The following is an 18,997-nucleotide window of genomic DNA, read 5'->3' as shown; positions in this document are numbered from 1 at the left end:
TAGGGTGATAAGCCCGTTTCGTGTTTGATTTGCGGTATATATCCGCCTAACGTGCGAAATAAGCTTGAACACATTCGTTCTGGCGAAGTCTCCGAAGGGGAAGACGTTGAACAAGGCGCAGCTCGTAGAAGCGATTGCCGACAAGCTGGGCGGCCGTCAGCAGGCCGCGGACGCCGTCGACGCGGTACTGGACGCCATCGTCCGCTCGACCGTCGCGGGCGACCGGGTCTCGGTCACGGGCTTCGGCTCGTTCGAGAAGGTCGACCGTCCGGCCCGCTACGCCCGCAACCCCCAGACGGGTGAGCGCGTCCGGGTCAAGAAGACCTCGGTTCCCCGCTTCCGTGCGGGCCAGGGCTTCAAGGACCTGGTCAGTGGCACCAAGAAGCTGCCCAAGGGCGGCGAGGTATCGGTGAAGAAGGCGCCCAAGGGAAGCCTCACGGGTGGCTCTTCCGCCGCCTCCGCCACGGTGAAGAAGGCCGCGGCCAAGAAGGCCACCACCGCCAAGAAGGCCGCTGCCGCCGCCAAGACCACGGTCGCGAAGAAGACCACGGCCAAGAAGACCACCGCCACCGCCAAGAAGACGGTCGCCAAGACCGCCGTGGCGAAGAAGGCGGCCCCCGCCGCCAAGAAGGCCACGGTCAAGAAGGCTGCGGCCACGGCGAAGAAGACCACCGCCACCGCGAAGAAGACCGCCCCGGCGGCCAAGAAGGCCACCGCTGCGACGAAGGCGCCCGCCAAGAAGACGGCGACGCGCAAGGCCACCGCGAAGAAGACCACCGCCCGCAAGACCAAGTAGGGCACGAGTCACACACGCCGGGCCGGTTTCCCCAAGGCGGGGAAACCGGCCCGCGGTGCGTCGGGGCGGGCCGTCGGCGGTCCGCAGGCCCGGGGACCGGGAGGTCCGAGGGCTGCGATGTCCGGGGCCGAAAGGCCCGGTCTCAGAAGGTCTGCAGCGTGACCAGAGTGATCCGCAGGCCGGGACCCTCGCCGTCCGTCTCGATCCGGACCCGCTGCCCGGGGCGCAGCAGCCGCAGGCCGCCCGCGTCGAACGCCGGGGCCTCGAAGGGCACCGGGGTGCCGTCGTCCAGCAGCACACTGCCGCTGCGGGTCTGGGAGTCGTACGTGTACGCGGTCGCCTGCATGTGGGCACTGTATCGGGCCGTATGGCGCCCCACACCGAGGGTGAGGGCCGTACGCAGATCCGCAGCGGTGTCCACGTCCCGGCGGATGCTGTCTACGCCGACGAGTGTCATTTCCACCGCGCCCGAGGCCGAATGCCGGGCCCGCGAGGGGCCGCCGAACGAGGGCGCCAATTCCACGTCCGGAGCAGCGGAAAGCAAGGTCGTCCCGATTCCCGCCGCATCCGCCAGAAATGCCCTGGGAAATGCCGAAGCGGTTTCGAGCACGCGTAGCAATTCGGGCGGCCGCAGCGCCGGCAGGTCCGCGTTCATCGCGGCCACCGCCGCCCTCGGTCTGCCCGCCCGTATCTCCCGCGCCCCGTGGGCCAGCGCCGCGTTGAGCCCGGCGGCCGGATGGTCCGGCACGATCCGGGCGCCCAGCCGCGCCAGTTCCGGCCCGGCCGCCGGATCGTCCGTGACGACCACCACATCCGCGACCGCCGCGCAGGCCAGCGCCCCCGCGACGGTGTCCAGCGCGAACGCCAGGGCGAGCCCGGGACGAGAGGCTCCCACGGCCGCCGCGAGGCGGCTCTTGGCCACGGCGAGGGGCTTCAGCGGGACCACCAGACTCCAGACGGCGTTCGTGACGGACCCCTTCCCTCCGGCACGCTCGCGCGCCGCTCAGCCCATGTGCGGGTCATGGCCAGGTCATACGGAGCCCCATTGTCACCTCATGCCGGGCGGCCCGGGGCCTGGTCGGGGTGTCCGGGGCGTACGGTGTTCTCGACAGAGACCGGGCCTGGGGCGACACTTGTCCGGCTCCGGGGCGCCCAAGCCGCGCACCGGTCCTAGAGGAAGGTGTCCGAGTGTCCCGCCGCAGAATCGGCTTCTGGTACCGCCTTGCGGCAGCCATCGCGAAACCGCCGCTGGTAGTGCTCTTCAAGCGGGACTGGCGGGGAATGGAACACATTCCGGCCGAGGGCGGATTTATCACCGCCGTCAATCACAACTCGTATCTGGATCCGCTGTCCTACGCGCACTTCCAGTACAACACCGGCCGGGTGCCCCGATTGCTCGGCAAGGCCGCCCTCTTCGAGGTCCCCATTGTCGGCGCGATCCTGCGGGGCTCCGGGCAGATCCCCGTCTACCGGGAGTCCACCAACGCCCTGGACGCATTCCGGGCCGCCGTGGACGCGATCGAGCGGGGCGAATGCGTGGCCTTTTACCCGGAAGGCACCCTCACCCGGGACCCCGACATGTGGCCGATGGCCGGCAAGACCGGCGCCGCCCGCGTGGCACTCATGACCAGGGCCCCCGTCATTCCGGTGGCCCAGTGGGGCGCGAATCTCGCGATGCCGCCCTACGCCAAGGAGAACAAGCTCAGCCTGTTCCCGCGCAAAACCCTCCAGGTCCTCGCCGGGCCGCCTGTGGACCTCGCCGGTTACTACGGCCTGGAACCCACTCCGGACGTGCTCAGGGAGGTCACGGAAACCATCATGGCGGCCGTCACCGAGCTGCTGGAGGAACTGCGGGGCGAGAGCGCGCCCCCGCAGCCGTACGACCATCGCAAGGCCAGGGCGGAACAGCGGCGCAAGGCCGCGGGGGAGGGCAACAAGTGACACGTCCCGTGAAGGCAGCCGTATTCGGAACGGGCTCCTGGGGCACGGCCTTCGCCATGGTGCTCGCCGACGCGGGCTGCGAGGTGGTCCTGTGGGGCCGCCGGCGCGAGCTCGTCGACGCCATCAACGGCGGCCGGACCAACCCGGACTACTTCCCCGACATCGAACTCCCCGCGAACATCCGCGCCACCACCGACCCGGCCGAGGCCGCGGCCGGCGCCGACTTCACGGTCCTCGCCATCCCCTCGCAGACCCTGCGCGGCAACCTCGCCGCCTGGGCCCCGCTGCTGGCGCCCGACACGGTCCTCGTCTCCCTGATGAAGGGCGTCGAACTGGGCACCGCCAAGCGGATGAGCGAGGTCATCGAGGAGGTGGCCAAGGTCCCCGCCGACCGGGTCGCCGTCGTCACCGGCCCCAACCTGGCCCGCGAGATCGCCGCCCGGCAGCCCGCCGCCTCCGTGGTCGCCTGTGTGGACGAAGCCGTCGCCCAGCGCCTCCAGGCCGCCTGCCACACCCCGTACTTCCGCCCGTACACGAGCACCGACGTCATCGGCTGCGAGCTCGGCGGCGCCGTCAAGAACGTCATCGGCCTCGCCGTCGGCATCGCGGACGGCATGGGCCTCGGCGACAACACCAAGGGCTCGCTCATCACCCGCGGACTCGCCGAAGCCACCCGCCTGGGCCTGGCGATGGGCGCCGACCCGCTCACCTTCTCCGGCCTCGCGGGCCTCGGCGACCTCGTCGCCACCTGCTCCTCGCCGCTCTCCCGGAACCACACCTTCGGCACCAACCTCGGCCGCGGGATGACCCTGGAGGAGACCATCGCGGTCACCAAGCAGACCGCCGAGGGTGTCAAGTCCTGCCAGTCCGTGGCCGATCTGGCCCGCCGCCACGGGGTCGACATGCCGATCACCGACACGGTCGTCGACATCGTCCACCACGGCAAGCCGACCCTGGTCGCGCTCAAGGAACTCATGGGGCGCAGCGCCAAACCGGAACGGCGCTGACTGCTTTCCGGACGCGCGAGCGGGTATTCTCGTCGCGATATGAGCAGCGAGAACCTCCCCCAGACCCCTGAGCAGCAGGGCCGCAAGCCCCGTGTGGCCGTCGTGTTCGGCGGCCGCAGCTCGGAACACGCCATCTCGGTCGTCACCGCGGGCGCCGTCCTGCGCTCCATCGACCGCTCCAAGTACGAGGTCCTGCCCATCGGCATCACCACGGACGGCCGATGGGCACTGACCGCCGACGAGCCCGCCCGGATGGCCATCTCCGGCGGCAAGCTCCCCAACGTGGGGGAGCTCGCCGACTCCGAGGACGGCGCCGTCGTGCTCTCCGTCGACCCGGCCAGCCGCGAGGTCGTCTACACCGAGCCGGGCGCCGTTCCCAAGGCACTGGGCGAGGTAGACGTCGTCTTCCCCGTCCTGCACGGCCCGTACGGCGAGGACGGCACCCTGCAGGGCCTCCTGGAGCTCTCCGGCATCCCGTACGTCGGCTCGGGCGTCCTCGCCTCGGCCGTCGGCCAGGACAAGGACTACATGAAGCGGGTCTTCACGTCCTTCGGGCTGCGCGTGGGCCCGTACGTGACCATCCGCCCCCGCGAGTGGGAGAACGACCGCGAGGGCGCCCTCGCCCGCATCGCGGACTTCGCCGGCGAGCACGGCTGGCCGCTGTTCATCAAGCCCGCCCGGGCCGGATCCTCGATCGGCATCACCAAGGTCGACGAGCCCTCCGCCCTGGAGGCCGCGATCCGCGAGGCCCGCCGCCACGACCCGAAGATCATCGTGGAGGCGCTGCTGCGCGGCCGCGAGATCGAGTGCGGGGTCCTGGAGTTCGAGGACGGACCACGCGCGAGCGTGCCCGCCGAGATCCCGCCGGTCTCCAGCCACGACTTCTACGACTTCGAGGCGAAGTACATCGACTCCGCCTCCGGACTCGTGCCCGCCCCGCTCACCCCGGAGCAGACCGCCGAGGTCCAGAAGCTCGCGATCGAGGCCTTCGACGCCGCGTCCTGCGAGGGCCTGGTGCGTGCCGACTTCTTCCTCACCGAGGACGGCACCTTCGTCATCAACGAGATCAACACCATGCCGGGCTTCACACCGATCTCCATGTACCCGCGCATGTGGCAGGAGTCGGGCGTCGAGTACCCGGAGCTGGTGGACCGCCTGATCCAGGCAGCCCTGCGCCGGTCCACCGGACTGCGCTGACCGCCCGGGCACGCAGCCCCGTACACGCACAAGGACCGCCCGCCGGAATCCCGGCGGGCGGTCCTTGCGAGCGGAGCGCGGCCTCGTACGGGGCCGTGGGGCTCAGTACGAGGAGATGCCCTCCGGCACGGTCCTGGCGATCGCCGCGGACAGGCCGACCAGCATCTGCGCATCCGTGGCATGCTCCTTGTCGACCCGGATCTCCGTGTACGCCAGCCGCATCACGGTGGTGAACCGGAAACCGCCGCCGTCGGCGTTGGCGAGCCTCTCGATCAGCCAGCCCACACCGTTGATCTCACCGCCGTCCTGCGTCGGATCCAGCATCTTGGGGGGCTGGGGGATCCCGCACCGCAGTACGATCGCCGAGCCGCCCCACGCGGCGGTCAGGTCGGACTCCGGTTCGGTCCTGGTCCGGGCCAGACCCTGGACCGTCCCGGGAAGTTCCTCGTGCAGCGCCGCACAGAACCCGGCGACGTCGGTGGGCGGAGCGGACGGCGGAACCACCCGGGCCTCGGAATCACCCGGAGAACACCCCGTGAGGGCCGCCGAGGCGGCCACCGCGGTCAGTGCGGCGAGCAGCGAGAAGGGCCGGCGGTGTCGAGACATCACCGGCCAAGAGTAGACGGGGGCTACAGATGGACCACCGGGCAGGTCAAGGTGCGGGTGATCCCCTCCACCTGCTGGACCTTGGCCACGACCATGCGGCCGAGCTCGTCCACGGTGTCGGCCTGGGCGCGCACGATCACGTCGTACGGGCCGGTCACGTCCTCGGCCTGGATCACCCCCGCGATCTGCGCGATGGACTCGGCGACGGACGACGCCTTGCCCACCTCGGTCTGAATGAGGATGTACGCCTGTACCACGGAACCTCCAGGGCGGCCACGAGGATCATTTCCCCTACCCTTCGGGTGGGCCCGGGGATGACGGGTGGGCCCGGGGAAGAAGGGACGCCACGGTACCGCGTCGCCGACCGCCGCGGGGAGACCCGCGGGTCCGGCTCCACGAGGAGCGGGGCGTACGAAGAGCAGAAGTTGACGTATCTGTTGACGGTACCCAGAGCTGTGACGGCTCGCGACCGCAAGCGGACTGGGCAAGAAGGGGCACAGCGATGAAGGGCACTGTGGGCGAGCTGGGGGAGTTCGGGCTCATTCGGGAGCTCACCTCACGGCTCACCACCACCCCGGCGGTCCGGGTCGGCCCGGGCGACGACGCCGCGGTGGTGTCGGCCCCCGACCGGCGGGTCGTGGCGAGCACGGACATCCTGCTGGAAGGCAGGCACTTCCGGCGCGACTGGTCCACCGCCTACGACGTCGGCCGCAAGGCCGCCGCGCAGAACCTCGCCGACATCGCCGCCATGGGCGCGGTGCCGACCGCACTGCTGCTCGGCCTCGTCGTACCGGCCGAGCTGCCGGCGACCTGGCCCACCGAGCTGATGGACGGCATCCGCGACGAATGCCAGGTCGCCGGCGCTGCCGTGGTCGGCGGCGACGTGGTCCGCGGGGACATCATCACCGTGGCCATCACCGCCCTCGGCGACCTGCGCAACCACGAACCCGTCCTGCGCTCCGGCGCCCAGCCCGGCGACGTCGTGGCCGTGACCGGCTGGCTCGGCTGGTCCGCCGCCGGGTTCGCCGTGCTCTCGCGCGGCTTCCGCTCGCCGCGGGCCTTCGTAGAGGCCCACCGGCGCCCCGAACCGCCCTACCACGCCGGTCCCGCGGCCGCCGGACTCGGCGCCACCGCCATGACCGACGTCAGCGACGGCCTGATCGCGGACCTCGGGCACATCGCCGAGGCCAGCAAGGTACGGATCGACCTGCGCTCGGCGGCCGTCGACATCCCGACGCAGATGCACGACATCGGGCAGGCCGTCGGCGTGGACCCGCTCCAGTGGGTCCTCACCGGGGGAGAGGACCACGCCATCGTGGCCACCTTCCCGCCCGACGTGAAGCTCCCGGCCCGCTGGAAGGTCATCGGCGAGGTGCAGAACCGCTCCGCGCTGCCCCAGGTGACCGTCGACGGCGCCCCCTGGAACAGCACCGGCGGCTGGGACCACTTCGGCGGGGACGCGGCCGCGGAGGACACCCCCCGATGAGCGGCCCCCCTCAGGCACGGCAGCACCCGCCGCTGTGCCTGACCGTCGCCGGATCCGACTCCGGCGGCGGCGCGGGCATCCAGGCCGACCTCAAGACGATGCTGGCGCTCGGGGTCCACGGGATGAGCGTGGTGACCGCTGTGACCGCGCAGAACTCGCTGGGCGTCAAAGGCGTCTGGGAACTGCCCGCGGAGGCCGTCAAGGGCCAGTACAGGGCCGTGGTGGACGATATCGGCGTCCAGGCCGTGAAGACGGGAATGCTGTCCTCCGCCGCCCTGGTGGAGACCGTGGCCGAGCTGCTCGCCTGGACCGACGCCCCGGCCGTCGTGGACCCGGTCGGCGTCTCCAAGCACGGCGACGCGCTGCTCGCCGCCACCGCCCTGGACGCCGTACGGGGAGAACTGCTGCCCCGGGCCACCGTGGCCACGCCGAACCTGGACGAGGTGACCCAGCTCACCGGAGTCGTCGTGGAGACCGAGGACGACATGCGCCGTGCCGCCGACGCGGTCCTCGCGTACGGCCCCGCCTGGGCGCTGATCAAAGGCGGCCACCTCACCGCCCACGGGGACGAGGCCGTGGACCTCCTGACCGACGGCGCCGACGAACTCTGGCTGCGCGCCCCCCGGTACGACAACCGGCACACGCACGGCACCGGCTGCACGCTCGCCAGCGCGATCGCGGCCGGCCTGGCCAAGGGGCGGACCGTCCCGGCAGCCGTCACCGAGGCCAAGGAGTACGTCACCGGCGCCATCGCCGCCGGTTTCGCACTGGGCGCGGGCATCGGCCCGGTGGACCACGCGTGGCGGTGGCGCTGAGGCCGTGGCCGAGGCAGGGCGCCCGAACGCCCGCAGGGCCCGTCCCACCCCGTGAACTCACGGGATGGGACGGGCCCTGCGGGATCGATCAGGTAAAGCAAGAGGCCGGTCCACCAGGTGGACCGGCCTTCTCAGCAACCGGAAAGGGCTGCGCTACGACGAAAGGCGTCAGCGCGAGACCTTGCCGGCCTTGATGCACGAGGTGCAGGCGTTGAGGCGCTTCGGCGTCCCATTGACCACGGCACGGACGCGCTGGATGTTCGGGTTCCAGCGACGCGAGGTGCGGCGGTGCGAGTGGGAAATGCTGTTGCCGAAGCTCGGCCCCTTGGCGCAAACGTCGCAGTTGGCAGCCACAGGTCACTCCAAAGACTTCAGATGCACTTACAGTGAATCCCGGCGCACCGGTATCAGAGATCTGAAGTGGTTTGCCGGGGGGATGGCCCGACTCTCATCGGGCAACCGGAGCAGCATACAACGCCTGCCTCGGTCCAAGAAAACTACCACGGCCACGGCCGCCCCCGCCCCGGGGTCCCGCCGCCCCGGCAGTCCTTCGTTACCCTGCGGTGAACCCTGGCCCGCACAAGGAGGAACGCCCGGTGGCGCACGAGCCTCAGCCGTACCCCCTGAACGCCGAAGCGGTACGCACCTGGAGCTCGCTGGCCCTGGCCGCACTGGGCCGGGCCCGCGAGGACATCGACGCCATCAACGTCTATCCCGTCGCGGACGCGGACACCGGCACCAACCTCTACCTGACCGCCGAATCGGCCGACCGGGAGCTCGCGGACCTCCTCGCCGAAGTGACGGACGGCACAGCGGAAACCTCCCTCCCCCAGGCCGTACGGGCCTTCGCGCACGGCGCCCTGATAGGCGCCCGGGGCAACTCCGGGACGATCCTCGCGCAGCTCCTGCGCGGAGTGGCCGACGTACTCGGCGACGAGCCCGCCGGGCGCGATCCCGCCCGGCTCCTCGCGCAGGCGCTGACCCGGGCCGCCGAGGAGGCCTACCGGGCCGTCGCGCACCCGGTGGAGGGCACCATGCTCACCGTCGCCACCGCCGCCGCGCGGGCCGCCGAGGCCGCCGCCGGGACCGCCGCCGACGTGGCCGGGGCCGCCTACGACGGCGCCCGCGCGGCCCTCGCCGAAACCCCGGGGCAGCTGGCCGCGCTGGGGCGGGCCGGAGTGGTCGACGCCGGGGGCTGCGGACTGGTCGCCGTACTCGGGGCCCTGTGGCAGGCGCTGTCCGGGCGGGAACCGGCCCCCGAACCGATCCGCGGCCGGGCCGTGCCCGTACCGACCTCGCCGGAGCCCTGCGCCGAGGAGCACGGCGGACCCGCCTACGAGGTGATCTACCTGCTGGAGGCCGCGGAGACGGAGGTCGACCGGCTGCGCGCCCGGCTCGACTCGCTCGGCGACTCCCTGGTGGTGGTCGGCGGCGACGGGCTGTGGAACGTCCACGTCCACGTCGACGACCCCGGCGCGGCCGTGGAGGCCGCGGTGGCCGCGGGGCGGCCGTACCGGATCCGCATCACGCACTTCGGCGACGAACGCCGCCGGGCCCGCGGCGAGCGCTCCCAGCGGGCCGTCGTCGCCGTCGTCCAGGGCGAGGGGCTGGCCGGACTGTGCGGGGAGGCGGGAGCCACCACCGTGCTCGCCCGGCCCGGCGAACCGCCGGCCGTCGCCGAACTCGCCGACGCCATCCGCGAGGCGCACGCCCGCGAGGTCGTCCTGCTCCCGAACTGCGCCGAACTGCGGGCCGTCGCCGCGTCCGCCGCGCAGCGGGCGCGCGCCGACGGCGTACGGGTCGCCGTGATCCCCACCCGCTCCGAGGTCCAGGGCCTGGCCGCGCTCGCCGTCCACGACCCGGACGGCACCTTCGACGAGGACGTGGTCGCCATGACGGCCGCCGCCGGAGCCACCCGCTACGGCGAACTCGCCATCGCCGAACGGCAGTCCTTCACCTCGGCCGGCATCTGCCAGGCGGGCGACGTGCTCGGGCTCATCGACGGCGACGTGGCCGTCATCGGAACGGGCCTGGCGCAGACCGCCGAAGCGGTCCTGGCCCGGATGCTCGGATCCGGCGGCGAACTGGTCACCCTGGTCCTGGGCCCCGAGGCGCCCGAGGAGCTGGCCGGACGGCTGGAGGCGTACGTCCAGCACGGCCACCTCGCCGTCGACACCGTGACCTACCAGGGCGGCCGCTGGTCCGCTCCGCTGCTCATCGGGGTGGAATAAGGGCCCGGCCGGAGAAGTGTCTCCGGCCGGCGTCCCACGGTCCTGCTCTCACACCACCGGTCATCCGGCCGCAGCCGGCGCCATGGTGTGCAGTGACTCCTCCGCCCGAAGAGCGGCTTCTCACCAGGCTCCAACAAACCTGGTGACGGCCAAGCCCTGACCGCCGCCCGAAGGCAGGGCTCGATCGTAGTGCGCCGATGCGTGTCTTCGCCGACTCTTGGCCGGTCATCACCCGCAGGGGGGAAGATGGGCCACGTGCCCGCGCTCGACGAAGACCTCAAGAAGACCCTCGGCCCCGCCACCGCCAAGGTGCTGGCCGAGCAGCTCGGCCTGCACACGGCCCTGGACCTGCTCCACCACTACCCCCGGCGGTACGCGGAGCGGGGCGAACTGACCTCGCTGGCCGAACTCGCCGACCAGATCGACGAACACGTCACGGTGGTCGCGCAGGTCGCCGACGCGCGCCTGCTGACGTACCACGGCAGCCGGGGCGGCGGAAAGCGCCTGGAAGTCACCATCACCGACGGCAGCGGACGGCTCCAGCTCGTCTTCTTCGGGTCGGGCGTCCACAAACCGCACAAGGAACTGCTGCCCGGCAGCCGCGCGATGTTCGCGGGCAAGGTCGGGATGTTCAACCACAAGCTCCAGCTCGCCCACCCCGCCTACGAGCCTCTCGGCGCGGACGCCTCCGACCGGGACGCGGCCACCGCCTTCGCGAGCCAGCTCATCCCGATCTACCCGGCCTGCGCGAAGCTGGAATCCTGGAAGATCGCCAAATGCGTGGACGCGGTGCTCCCCACGGCCCAGGAGGTCGTCGACCCGCTGCCCGGCGCCCTGCGCGAGGGCCGCGGACTGGTCCCGCTCACCGAGGCCCTGCTCAAGATCCACCGACCGGTCACCAAGGCCGACATCGAGGACGCCCGCGGGCGCCTCAAGTGGGACGAGGCCTTCGTCCTCCAGGTCGCCCTGGCCCGCCGCCGGCACGCCGACTCCCAGCTCCCGGCCGTACCCCGCCGCCCCACCCCCGGCGGCCTCCTCGAATCCTTCGACGCCAAGCTCCCCTTCACCCTCACCGAAGGCCAGCAGTCCGTCTCGAAGGAGATCTTCGACGACCTCGCCACCGACCACCCCATGCACCGCCTCCTCCAGGGCGAGGTCGGCAGCGGGAAGACGATGGTCGCCCTGCGGGCCATGCTCGCCGTCGTCGACTCCGGCGGACAGGCCGCCATGCTCGCCCCCACCGAGGTGCTCGCACAGCAGCACCACCGCTCCATCACCGAGATGATGGGCGAGCTCGCCGAGGGCGGGATGCTCGGCGGCTCCGACCGGGGCACCAAGGTGGTCCTGCTCACCGGCTCGATGGGAGTGCCCGCCCGCCGGCGCGCACTGCTGGACCTGATCACCGGCGAGGCCGGGGTCGTGATCGGCACGCACGCGCTGATCGAGGACAAGGTGCAGTTCCACGACCTCGGCCTGGTCGTCGTCGACGAGCAGCACCGCTTCGGCGTGGAACAGCGCGACGCCCTGCGCTCCAAGGGCAAACAGCCCCCGCACCTGCTCGTCATGACCGCCACCCCGATCCCGCGCACGGTCGCCATGACCGTCTTCGGTGATCTGGAGACCTCCGTACTGGACCAGCTGCCGGCCGGCCGCTCCCCGATCGCCACCCACGTGGTGCCCGCCAAGGACAAGCCGCACTTCCTGGCCCGGGCCTGGGAACGGGTCCGCGAGGAAGTGGAGAACGGCCACCAGGCGTACGTGGTGTGCCCGCGCATCGGCGACGGGGACGACGACCCCAAGAACGGCAAGAACGGCAAGGGCGGCAAGACCCCCAAGGCCGCCAAGAAGGCGACGGCCGAGGAGGACGGCGACAAACGGCCCCCGCTCGCCGTGCTGGACATCGCCGAACAGCTCACCCGGGGCCCCCTCGCCGGACTGTCCGTGGAGGTGCTGCACGGGCGGATGGACCCGGCCGACAAGGACGACGTCATGCGCCGCTTCACCGCGGGCGAGGTCAAGGTGATGGTGGCCACCACCGTCATCGAGGTCGGCGTGAACGTCCCGAACTCCACCGTCATGGTCATCATGGACGCCGACCGCTTCGGCGTCTCCCAGCTCCACCAGCTGCGCGGCCGCGTCGGCCGCGGTTCCGCCCCCGGGCTGTGCCTGCTGGTCAGCGAGATGCACGAGGCCAGCCCCGCCCGCGCCCGGCTCGCCGCCGTCGCCGCCACCCTGGACGGCTTCGAGCTCTCCCGCATCGACCTGGAACAGCGCCGCGAGGGCGACGTGCTCGGCCAGGCACAGTCCGGGGTCCGCTCCTCGCTGCGGATGCTCGCGGTCATCGAGGACGAGGAGGTCATCACCCAGGCCCGGGAGGAGGCCACCCGCGTGGTCGCCGCAGACCCCGAGCTCACGGAGCTGCCGGGCCTGCGGACCGCCCTGGAGGCCCTGCTGGACACCGAGCGCGAGCAGTACCTGGAGAAGGGGTGACGGGTACGGCCTATCGTTGAAGGCCCGCACCATCCTCCACCCCGCTCACCGAAGGACCCCAGATGACCCGCGTGATCGCCGGAAGCGCCGGCGGGCGACGCCTCGTCGTACCGCCCGGCACCGGCACCCGCCCGACCTCGGACCGGATGCGCGAAGGCCTCTTCTCCACCTGGGAGTCGCTGCACGGAGTCGAGGGCGCCCGGGTCCTCGACCTCTACGCCGGTTCCGGCGCCGTCGGCCTGGAGGCGCTCTCCCGCGGCGCCGGCCACGCGCTGCTGGTCGAGCCCGACGCCAAGGCCGCCAAGGCCATCCGGGACAACATCACCTCGATCGGCCTGCCCGGCGCCGAATTCCGGGCCGGCCGGGCCGAGCAGCTCGCGGCCGTCCCCGCGCAGGGGGACCCGTACGACGTGGTCTTCCTGGACCCGCCGTACGAGGTGGAGCACGCCGAACTGAGCGAGATCCTCCTCACACTCCGGTCCAATGGCTGGCTCACCGACGACGCGCTCGTCACCGTGGAGCGCAGGACGCGGAGCGGGGCCTTCCCGTGGCCGGACGGCTTCGAGCCGCTGCGGTCCAGGAAGTACGGCGAGGGCACCCTTTGGTACGGTCGCGCCGCCTCCGTCAGCGAAGAGTCATGAAGCCCGCACCCGGGAACGAGGGAATGCAGTTGCGCCGCGCAGTCTGTCCGGGGTCGTTCGACCCCATCACCAACGGACACCTCGACATCATCGGCCGGGCCTCCCGGCTCTACGACGTGGTCCACGTCGCCGTGATGATCAACCAGTCCAAGCAGGGACTCTTCACCGTCGAGGAGCGGATCGAGCTGATCCGCGAGGCGACCGCCGGCTACGGAAACATCGAGGTCGAGTCCTTCCACGGGCTCCTCGTCGACTTCTGCAAGCAGCGGGAGATCCCGGCCATCGTCAAGGGTCTGCGCGCCGTCAGCGACTTCGACTACGAGTTGCAGATGGCTCAGATGAACATGGGCCTGTCGGGCGTCGAGACGCTCTTCGTCCCCACCAACCCGACCTACAGCTTCCTGTCCTCCTCCCTGGTCAAGGAAGTGGCGACCTGGGGCGGCGACGTCGCCCACCTGCTGCCCGCGCACGTGCACGCCGCGCTGCTGGAGCGCCTGGCCCAGCGCTGACACCGGCCGCCGACGCCCCTGACCTGCCGTCAGCCGGTGTCGGCCCCCGGCCCGGTGGCCTTACAGTCGTCCCGTCCGTCTCGGGAACCGCCCGGGGCCGAGAGAGTGCGAGCACCCATGGACGTGCAGAAGAAGCTCGACGAGATCGTCGCGGCCGTCGGCAGCGCCCGGTCCATGCCCATGTCGGCCTCGTGCGTGATCAACCGCGCCGAGCTGCTCGCGCAGCTCGAAGAAGTCCGCAAGGCTTTGCCGGGCTCGCTCGCACAGGCCCAGGAGCTCATCGGCGGCCGGGAACAGATGGTCGAGGAGGCCCGCCGGGAGGCCGACCGGATCATCGAGTCGGCGCACGCCCAGCGCGGTTCGCTGATCTCCGACACCGAGGTCGCGCGGCGCTCCCAGAACGAGGCGGACCGGATCCTGGCGGAGGCCAACCGGGAGGCGGAGGAGGTCCGGGCCGAGGCCGACGACTACGTCGACAGCAAGCTCGCGAACTTCGAGGTCGTACTCAGCAAGACCATCGGCTCGGTGGACCGCGGCCGCGAGAAGCTGCTGGGCCGCGGGCCCGGGCTGGACGACCAGGGCTACCCGGACGCCGAGGCGCCCGAGCGCAGCCACGACCCGCAGACGCAGCGCGAGCAGGCGGACGCCTACGTGGACACCAAGCTGGCCACCTTCGAAGCGGTGCTCTCCAAAACCCTGGAGGCCGTCGGCCGCGGCCGGCAGAAGCTCCTGGGCCGCGTGGCCACCGACGACCTCGGCGCGCACATGGCCGCCCAGGACGCGGCCGGGCTCCAGCAGTCGCGCTCCCAGAGCGACGCGGACTTCCTGGCTGGGCTGGCCGAGCCGCAGGCGCCGCTGATCCCCGCACAGGCGCACCCGGAGCCGGCGTACGACGCCTACCCCGGAGCGAGCACCGGCTCCACTGGAGAGGCTTACGCCGCGCACTATCCGGGGCAGCCCGTCCAGCAGGACGCGTACGCGTACCAGGACCCGTACGGCAACTACCAGCAGGTGCAGCAGCCCGACCCCTACGCGGCTTCCTACGAGCAGCAGCCCGACCCGTACGGCGGCTACCAGCAGCAGCAGCCCGTACCGGACCAGCAGGCCGCTCTCGACGAGACCAGCTTCTTCGACACGAGCATGATCAATCTGGACCAGCTGCGCCAGTACGAACAGGGCCGCTGAGTTCCCTGGGGAACCGGATTGGGCGCAGAGCGAAGCGGCGGGTATCCTGGCTCTTCGGTCGCGCGTATGCACCGCGATCAATGCTGCCCTTGAGTGGCGGAAATCTTGATCTTCAGCAGTCTCCAGTGATTTTGTGAAAGCGGGAACAGCCCTGAACACCCACCTCGACCACCGCAACCCCCTCGTGTTCGATACGCACGAGCTGGGTCGGCGTCCTGGTGCCATGCTGCGGCTGTCCCGTGAGATCGCGGCGCCGGCGGACCTCGGTCTCGCCGGTGTCATCGGAGTGCCGGAAGGCAGTCGGCTGAACCTCAAGCTCCGCCTGGAGTCGGTCATGGAAGGGGTGCTTGTCACAGGCACCGCTCGTGGATCGGCCACCGGGGAGTGCGTAAGGTGTCTGGAGGCCGTCGAGCGTGAGCTCAAGGCGGAGTTCCAGGAGATGTTCTCGTACCCTGACGCCGACGACCGGAACCGCTCGAAGGCGGAGCCGGCCGACGACGCCGAGGACGACGAGGACACGCTCTTTATCGAGGACGGCTTGTTCGACCTCGAATCCGTGCTGCGCGACGTGGTGGTGCTCGCACTGCCGCTGCAGCCGGTGTGCCGGGAGGACTGTCTCGGACTGTGCCCCGATTGCGGGCTCAGCCTGAACGACGACCCGGACCACCACCATGACGCCGTCGATATCCGTTGGGCGGCATTGCAGGGACTCGTCTCCGATCAGGGCGTCGAGAAGGACAACATGAGCGGCACTGTCTCTGACGGAGTTCAGGGCGCCGCCGAGAAGCAGGAGAAGTAGCCGTGGCTGTTCCGAAGCGGAAGATGTCGCGCAGCAACACGCGCCACCGCCGGTCGCAGTGGAAGGCTGCGGTCCCCACCCTGGTTTCGTGCGAGCGTTGCCAGGAGCCGAAGCTCCAGCACATTGCGTGCCCGAGCTGCGGCACCTACAACAAGCGTCAGGTCCTCGAGGTCTGAGCGGCTGGTGAGAGGCGCAATGTCTGAGCTGTCCAACGCTGAGAAGCAGGCAGACAGTAAGAACGCGGCCTCGTCCCACGTGCTTCTGGAAGGGCGGCTCGGGTATCGACTCGAGTCCGCCCTTCTGGTGCGTGCGCTGACCCACCGCTCGTACGCGTACGAGAACGGCGGTCTGCCCACCAACGAACGGCTGGAGTTCCTCGGGGACTCCGTGCTGGGCCTGGTGGTCACGGACACGCTGTACACGACCCACCCCGACCTGCCGGAAGGCCAATTGGCCAAACTGCGGGCCGCGGTAGTCAACTCGCGCGCACTTGCCGAAGTCAGCCGCGGGCTCGAACTCGGTCTCTTCATCCGGCTCGGCCGGGGCGAAGAGGGCACGGGTGGCCGGGACAAGGCCTCCATCCTCGCCGACACCCTTGAAGCGGTGATCGGCGCGGTCTACCTCGATCGGGGCCTCGACGCGGCCTCGGAGCTGGTTCACCGGCTCTTTGACCCGCTCATCGAGAAGTCCTCGAACCTCGGCGCCGGCCTGGACTGGAAAACCAGTCTCCAGGAGCTCACGGCCGCCGAAGGTCTTGGCGTGCCGGAATACCTGGTCTCCGAGACCGGCCCGGACCATCAGAAGACCTTCACCGCCGCCGCGCGCGTCGGTGCTGTCTCCTATGGCACCGGTGTCGGGCGCAGCAAGAAGGAAGCGGAACAGCAGGCGGCCGAGTCCGCGTGGCGCGGTATCCGTACCGCGGCGGACGAGCGGATCGCGGCGCAAGCCGCGGGCGTGGCCAATCCGGCTCCGGCCGGAGCAGCGGTGCCGGCTTCGGCCGAGGCCGCGGCTGAAGACGACGGGGCGCCGACTCCCGCCGATCCGACGCCCGAAGCCTGACGCGTCCTTCCGGATTTTTCCCGCCCGCCCCCGCGACAGCGAGGGCGGGCGGACCCGTTTCCGGCCCCGGCCGGGGGGCCGGTACGCTCGCCGGGAGCTTCACCACCGCACCCTTCCGGAGGTCCCCGTGCCCGAGCTGCCCGAAGTCGAAGTGGTGCGGCGCGGCCTGGAACGCTGGGTGGCCGGGCGGACCGTCACGGCCGTCGAGGTGCTGCATCCGCGCGCCGTACGCCGGCACGCGGGCGGCGGCGCCGATTTCGCCGCGCGGCTCACGGGGGAGACCTTCGGGGTACCGAGGCGGCGCGGCAAGTACCTGTGGCTGCCGCTGGAGGAGCGGGAGCACTCCGTGCTCGGGCACCTCGGGATGAGCGGGCAGCTCCTCGTGCAGCCCGAAGGGGCCCCCGACGAGAAGCACCTGCGCATCCGGGTGCGGTTCGCGGACGACGCCGGGACCGAGCTGCGCTTCGTCGACCAGCGGACCTTCGGCGGACTGTCGCTGCACCCTTGTGCCCCCGACAGCGCGGAGGGGCTGCCCGACGTCATCGCGCACATCGCGCGGGACCCCCTGGACCCGCTCTTCGACGAGGCGGCCTACCATCTGGCGCTGCGGGCCAAGCGCACCACGGTGAAGCGGGCACTGCTCGACCAGTCGCTGATCAGCGGGGTCGGCAACATCTACGCGGACGAGTCGCTCTGGCGCGCCAAGCTGCACTACGAGCGCCCCACGGCCACGCTCACGCGCCCCCGGAGCACGGAACTCCTCGGCCATGTCCGGGACGTCATGAACGAGGCCCTGGCCGTCGGCGGCACCAGCTTCGACAGCCTCTACGTCAACGTCAACGGCGAATCCGGCTACTTCGACCGCTCCCTCGACGCCTACGGGCGGGAGGACGAGCCCTGCAGGCGCTGCGGGACTCCCATGCGGCGCCGGCCGTGGATGAACCGGTCGAGCTACTTCTGCCCGCGCTGCCAGCGGTCTTCGCGCGTGGCGTCGTAGGCGGACCGGGAAGAGAGCACCGCGGGCATGCTGCCCTCGAGCAGCCCGATGAGCGCGTCCACGCGCTGCGCGATCTCCACGCCGAGCGCGGTCAGTTCGTAGTCGACGCGGGGCGGGTTGGTCGGCTGGGCCTCCCGGTTGACGATGCCGTCGCGCTCCAGCGCGTGCAGGGTCTGGGAGAGCATCTTCTCGCTGATGCCGTCCACCCGGCGGCGCAGCTCGTTGAATCGGCAGGGCCCCTTGTGCAGGGCGCCCACCGTGAGGCTGCCCCAGCGACCCGTGACGTGTTCGAGCGCCTCGCGGGACGGGCACACGCGAGCGAACACATCGAAGGTCGCGGAGGCCTGTTCGGGCGCGCCGTCGCCCTCGGCTTCGCCGCACGGTGGAGTCTGCATGGTTTCAGCCTACTACTAGGCAGCGCCAGCCATTCAGGTTGCGCTTTCAAAAAGTTAGTGGTTACCTCGTTGTTGTTACGCCACGCCGCACAACGCCGTGACCCACCACGGTGTTTTCCGAGGGAGACCCGTCTTGTCCGGTATCACGTACACCCCCGTTGTCTCGATCGCCTACCACTCCGGCTACGGCCACACCGCGGTGATCGCCGACGCGGTCAAGGCCGGTGCCATCGACGCCGACGCGACCGTGCACCTGATCAAGGTCGACGAGATCGACGACGCGCAGTGGGAGCTGCTCACCGCGTCCGATGCCATCGTCTTCGGCGCTCCCACCTACATGGGCACCGCCTCCGGCGCCTTCCACGTCTTCGCCGAGGCCACCTCCAAGATCTGGTTCACGGCCGGCTGGCAGGACAAGGTCGCCGCGGGCTTCACCAACTCCGGCTCCAAGTCCGGCGACAAGGGCAACACCCTCGACTACTTCCAGACGCTGGCCTCGCAGCACGGCATGAACTGGGTGAACCTGGGTCTGAAGCCGGGCTGGAACTCCAGCACCGGTTCCGAGAACGACCTGAACCGCCTCGGCTTCTTCGACGGCGCCGCCGCCCAGTCCAACGGCGACCAGAGTGCCGAGTTCGTCCACAAGGCCGACATCGCCACCGCCGAGCACCTCGGCCGCCGCGTCGCCGACCAGACCCGCGTCCTGCTCGCCGGCCGCGCGACCCTCTCCGTCGCGGTCTGATCCACGGCCCGAGTGCCGGGCGCTGCCGCCCGGCACGGGCGCGGCCGGGGCCCAACGGGCGGGGGCACGGTCCTGCGCGGCGGAAATCCGCCGCGCAGGAC

General features: G+C 71.1%; 19 protein-coding genes and 2 pseudogenes. 16 read left to right on the top strand and 5 right to left on the bottom strand.

Going from position 1 to position 18,997, the window contains the following annotated elements; genetic code table 11:
- Positions 1-106: 106 nt before the first annotated feature.
- Positions 107-796, top strand: coding sequence for an HU family DNA-binding protein (locus OTB20_RS33510; protein WP_267823379.1), 690 nt, complete (start codon positions 107-109; stop codon positions 794-796).
- A gap of 343 nt (positions 797-1,139) precedes the next feature.
- Here the strand turns inward: OTB20_RS33510 and cofC are convergent.
- Positions 1,140-1,745, bottom strand: a pseudogene (gene cofC, locus OTB20_RS33505) (2-phospho-L-lactate guanylyltransferase); the annotation flags it as partial.
- Positions 1,746-1,984: 239 nt separating this feature from the next.
- On the opposite strand from cofC, the gene OTB20_RS33500 reads away from it, so the two are divergent.
- From OTB20_RS33500 to OTB20_RS33490, 3 genes are read left to right on the top strand one after another with little or no spacing between them, the layout of a single operon-like run.
- A complete protein-coding gene (locus OTB20_RS33500; protein WP_267823377.1) occupies positions 1,985-2,737 on the top strand; it encodes a lysophospholipid acyltransferase family protein in 753 nt (250 codons plus the stop codon).
- Positions 2,734-3,744: an NAD(P)H-dependent glycerol-3-phosphate dehydrogenase gene (locus OTB20_RS33495; RefSeq protein ID WP_267823375.1), complete on the top strand. Its 1,011-nt coding sequence runs from the start codon at positions 2,734-2,736 to the stop codon at positions 3,742-3,744. The genes OTB20_RS33500 and OTB20_RS33495 overlap by 4 nt, the downstream gene beginning before the upstream one ends.
- Positions 3,745-3,783: 39 nt before the next feature.
- Positions 3,784-4,941: a D-alanine--D-alanine ligase family protein gene (locus OTB20_RS33490; protein WP_267823374.1), complete on the top strand. Its 1,158-nt coding sequence runs from the start codon at positions 3,784-3,786 to the stop codon at positions 4,939-4,941.
- 102 nt (positions 4,942-5,043) lie between these two features.
- Here the strand turns inward: OTB20_RS33490 and OTB20_RS33485 are convergent, their stop codons facing one another.
- Entirely contained in the window at positions 5,044-5,547 is a 504-nt protein-coding gene (locus OTB20_RS33485) for a DUF3515 domain-containing protein (RefSeq protein WP_267823420.1), read from the bottom strand.
- Positions 5,548-5,570: 23 nt separating this feature from the next.
- Positions 5,571-5,804 (bottom strand): Lrp/AsnC ligand binding domain-containing protein, encoded by a 234-nt coding sequence (locus OTB20_RS33480; RefSeq protein WP_267753541.1) that lies wholly within the window; start codon positions 5,802-5,804, stop codon positions 5,571-5,573.
- Positions 5,805-6,049: 245 nt separating this feature from the next.
- On the opposite strand from OTB20_RS33480, the gene OTB20_RS33475 reads away from it, so the two are divergent.
- Together OTB20_RS33475 and thiD are read left to right on the top strand one after the other, a co-directional pair.
- Positions 6,050-7,033, top strand: coding sequence for a thiamine-phosphate kinase (locus OTB20_RS33475; protein ID WP_267753540.1), 984 nt, complete (start codon positions 6,050-6,052; stop codon positions 7,031-7,033).
- Entirely contained in the window at positions 7,030-7,848 is an 819-nt protein-coding gene (thiD, locus tag OTB20_RS33470; RefSeq protein ID WP_267823372.1) for a bifunctional hydroxymethylpyrimidine kinase/phosphomethylpyrimidine kinase, read from the top strand. Before OTB20_RS33475 ends, thiD begins: the two co-directional genes overlap by 4 nt.
- Positions 7,849-8,016: 168 nt before the next feature.
- On the opposite strand, the gene rpmB is transcribed toward thiD, so the two are convergent.
- Positions 8,017-8,202: a 50S ribosomal protein L28 gene (rpmB, locus tag OTB20_RS33465; RefSeq protein ID WP_073911113.1), complete on the bottom strand. Its 186-nt coding sequence runs from the start codon at positions 8,200-8,202 to the stop codon at positions 8,017-8,019.
- A gap of 242 nt (positions 8,203-8,444) precedes the next feature.
- On the opposite strand from rpmB, the gene OTB20_RS33460 reads away from it, so the two are divergent.
- From OTB20_RS33460 to mutM, 9 genes and pseudogenes are all read left to right on the top strand, one after another.
- Positions 8,445-10,079: a DAK2 domain-containing protein gene (locus tag OTB20_RS33460; RefSeq protein ID WP_267823370.1), complete on the top strand. Its 1,635-nt coding sequence runs from the start codon at positions 8,445-8,447 to the stop codon at positions 10,077-10,079.
- Between the two features lie 246 nt (positions 10,080-10,325).
- Positions 10,326-12,569: an ATP-dependent DNA helicase RecG gene (gene recG, locus OTB20_RS33455; protein WP_267823369.1), complete on the top strand. Its 2,244-nt coding sequence runs from the start codon at positions 10,326-10,328 to the stop codon at positions 12,567-12,569.
- A 53-nt stretch (positions 12,570-12,622) separates the two neighbouring features.
- Positions 12,623-13,210 (top strand): annotated as a pseudogene (rsmD, locus tag OTB20_RS33450) (16S rRNA (guanine(966)-N(2))-methyltransferase RsmD); the annotation flags it as partial.
- 29 nt (positions 13,211-13,239) lie between these two features.
- Complete coding sequence (gene coaD / locus OTB20_RS33445; protein WP_267823418.1) at positions 13,240-13,719, top strand: pantetheine-phosphate adenylyltransferase; 480 nt, start codon at positions 13,240-13,242, stop codon at positions 13,717-13,719.
- Between the two features lie 117 nt (positions 13,720-13,836).
- Entirely contained in the window at positions 13,837-14,904 is a 1,068-nt protein-coding gene (locus tag OTB20_RS33440) for a DivIVA domain-containing protein (RefSeq protein ID WP_267823367.1), read from the top strand.
- 151 nt (positions 14,905-15,055) lie between these two features.
- The gene (locus OTB20_RS33435; RefSeq protein ID WP_324289286.1) at positions 15,056-15,703 is read left to right on the top strand and encodes a DUF177 domain-containing protein; all 648 of its coding nucleotides are present in this window, start codon (positions 15,056-15,058) and stop codon (positions 15,701-15,703) included.
- Between the two features lie 2 nt (positions 15,704-15,705).
- The gene (gene rpmF, locus OTB20_RS33430; RefSeq protein WP_003965982.1) at positions 15,706-15,879 is read left to right on the top strand and encodes a 50S ribosomal protein L32; all 174 of its coding nucleotides are present in this window, start codon (positions 15,706-15,708) and stop codon (positions 15,877-15,879) included.
- Positions 15,880-15,898: 19 nt separating this feature from the next.
- Positions 15,899-16,762: a ribonuclease III gene (gene rnc / locus OTB20_RS33425; protein WP_267823365.1), complete on the top strand. Its 864-nt coding sequence runs from the start codon at positions 15,899-15,901 to the stop codon at positions 16,760-16,762.
- 127 nt (positions 16,763-16,889) lie between these two features.
- A complete protein-coding gene (gene mutM / locus OTB20_RS33420; protein WP_267823364.1) occupies positions 16,890-17,759 on the top strand; it encodes a bifunctional DNA-formamidopyrimidine glycosylase/DNA-(apurinic or apyrimidinic site) lyase in 870 nt (289 codons plus the stop codon).
- On the opposite strand, the gene OTB20_RS33415 is transcribed toward mutM, so the two are convergent.
- Complete coding sequence (locus OTB20_RS33415; protein WP_267823363.1) at positions 17,714-18,154, bottom strand: winged helix-turn-helix transcriptional regulator; 441 nt, start codon at positions 18,152-18,154, stop codon at positions 17,714-17,716. The genes mutM and OTB20_RS33415 overlap by 46 nt on opposite strands.
- Positions 18,155-18,287: 133 nt before the next feature.
- Between OTB20_RS33415 and OTB20_RS33410 the strand changes: the two genes are divergently transcribed.
- The gene (locus tag OTB20_RS33410; protein ID WP_267823361.1) at positions 18,288-18,896 is read left to right on the top strand and encodes a flavodoxin family protein; all 609 of its coding nucleotides are present in this window, start codon (positions 18,288-18,290) and stop codon (positions 18,894-18,896) included.
- Positions 18,897-18,997: the final 101 nt, after the last annotated feature.

Origin of the sequence: Streptomyces sp. H27-H1 (genome assembly GCF_026627445.1) — a bacterium.
GTDB lineage: Bacteria > Actinomycetota > Actinomycetes > Streptomycetales > Streptomycetaceae > Streptomyces.
This window is presented reverse-complemented; position numbering and strand designations above follow the sequence as displayed.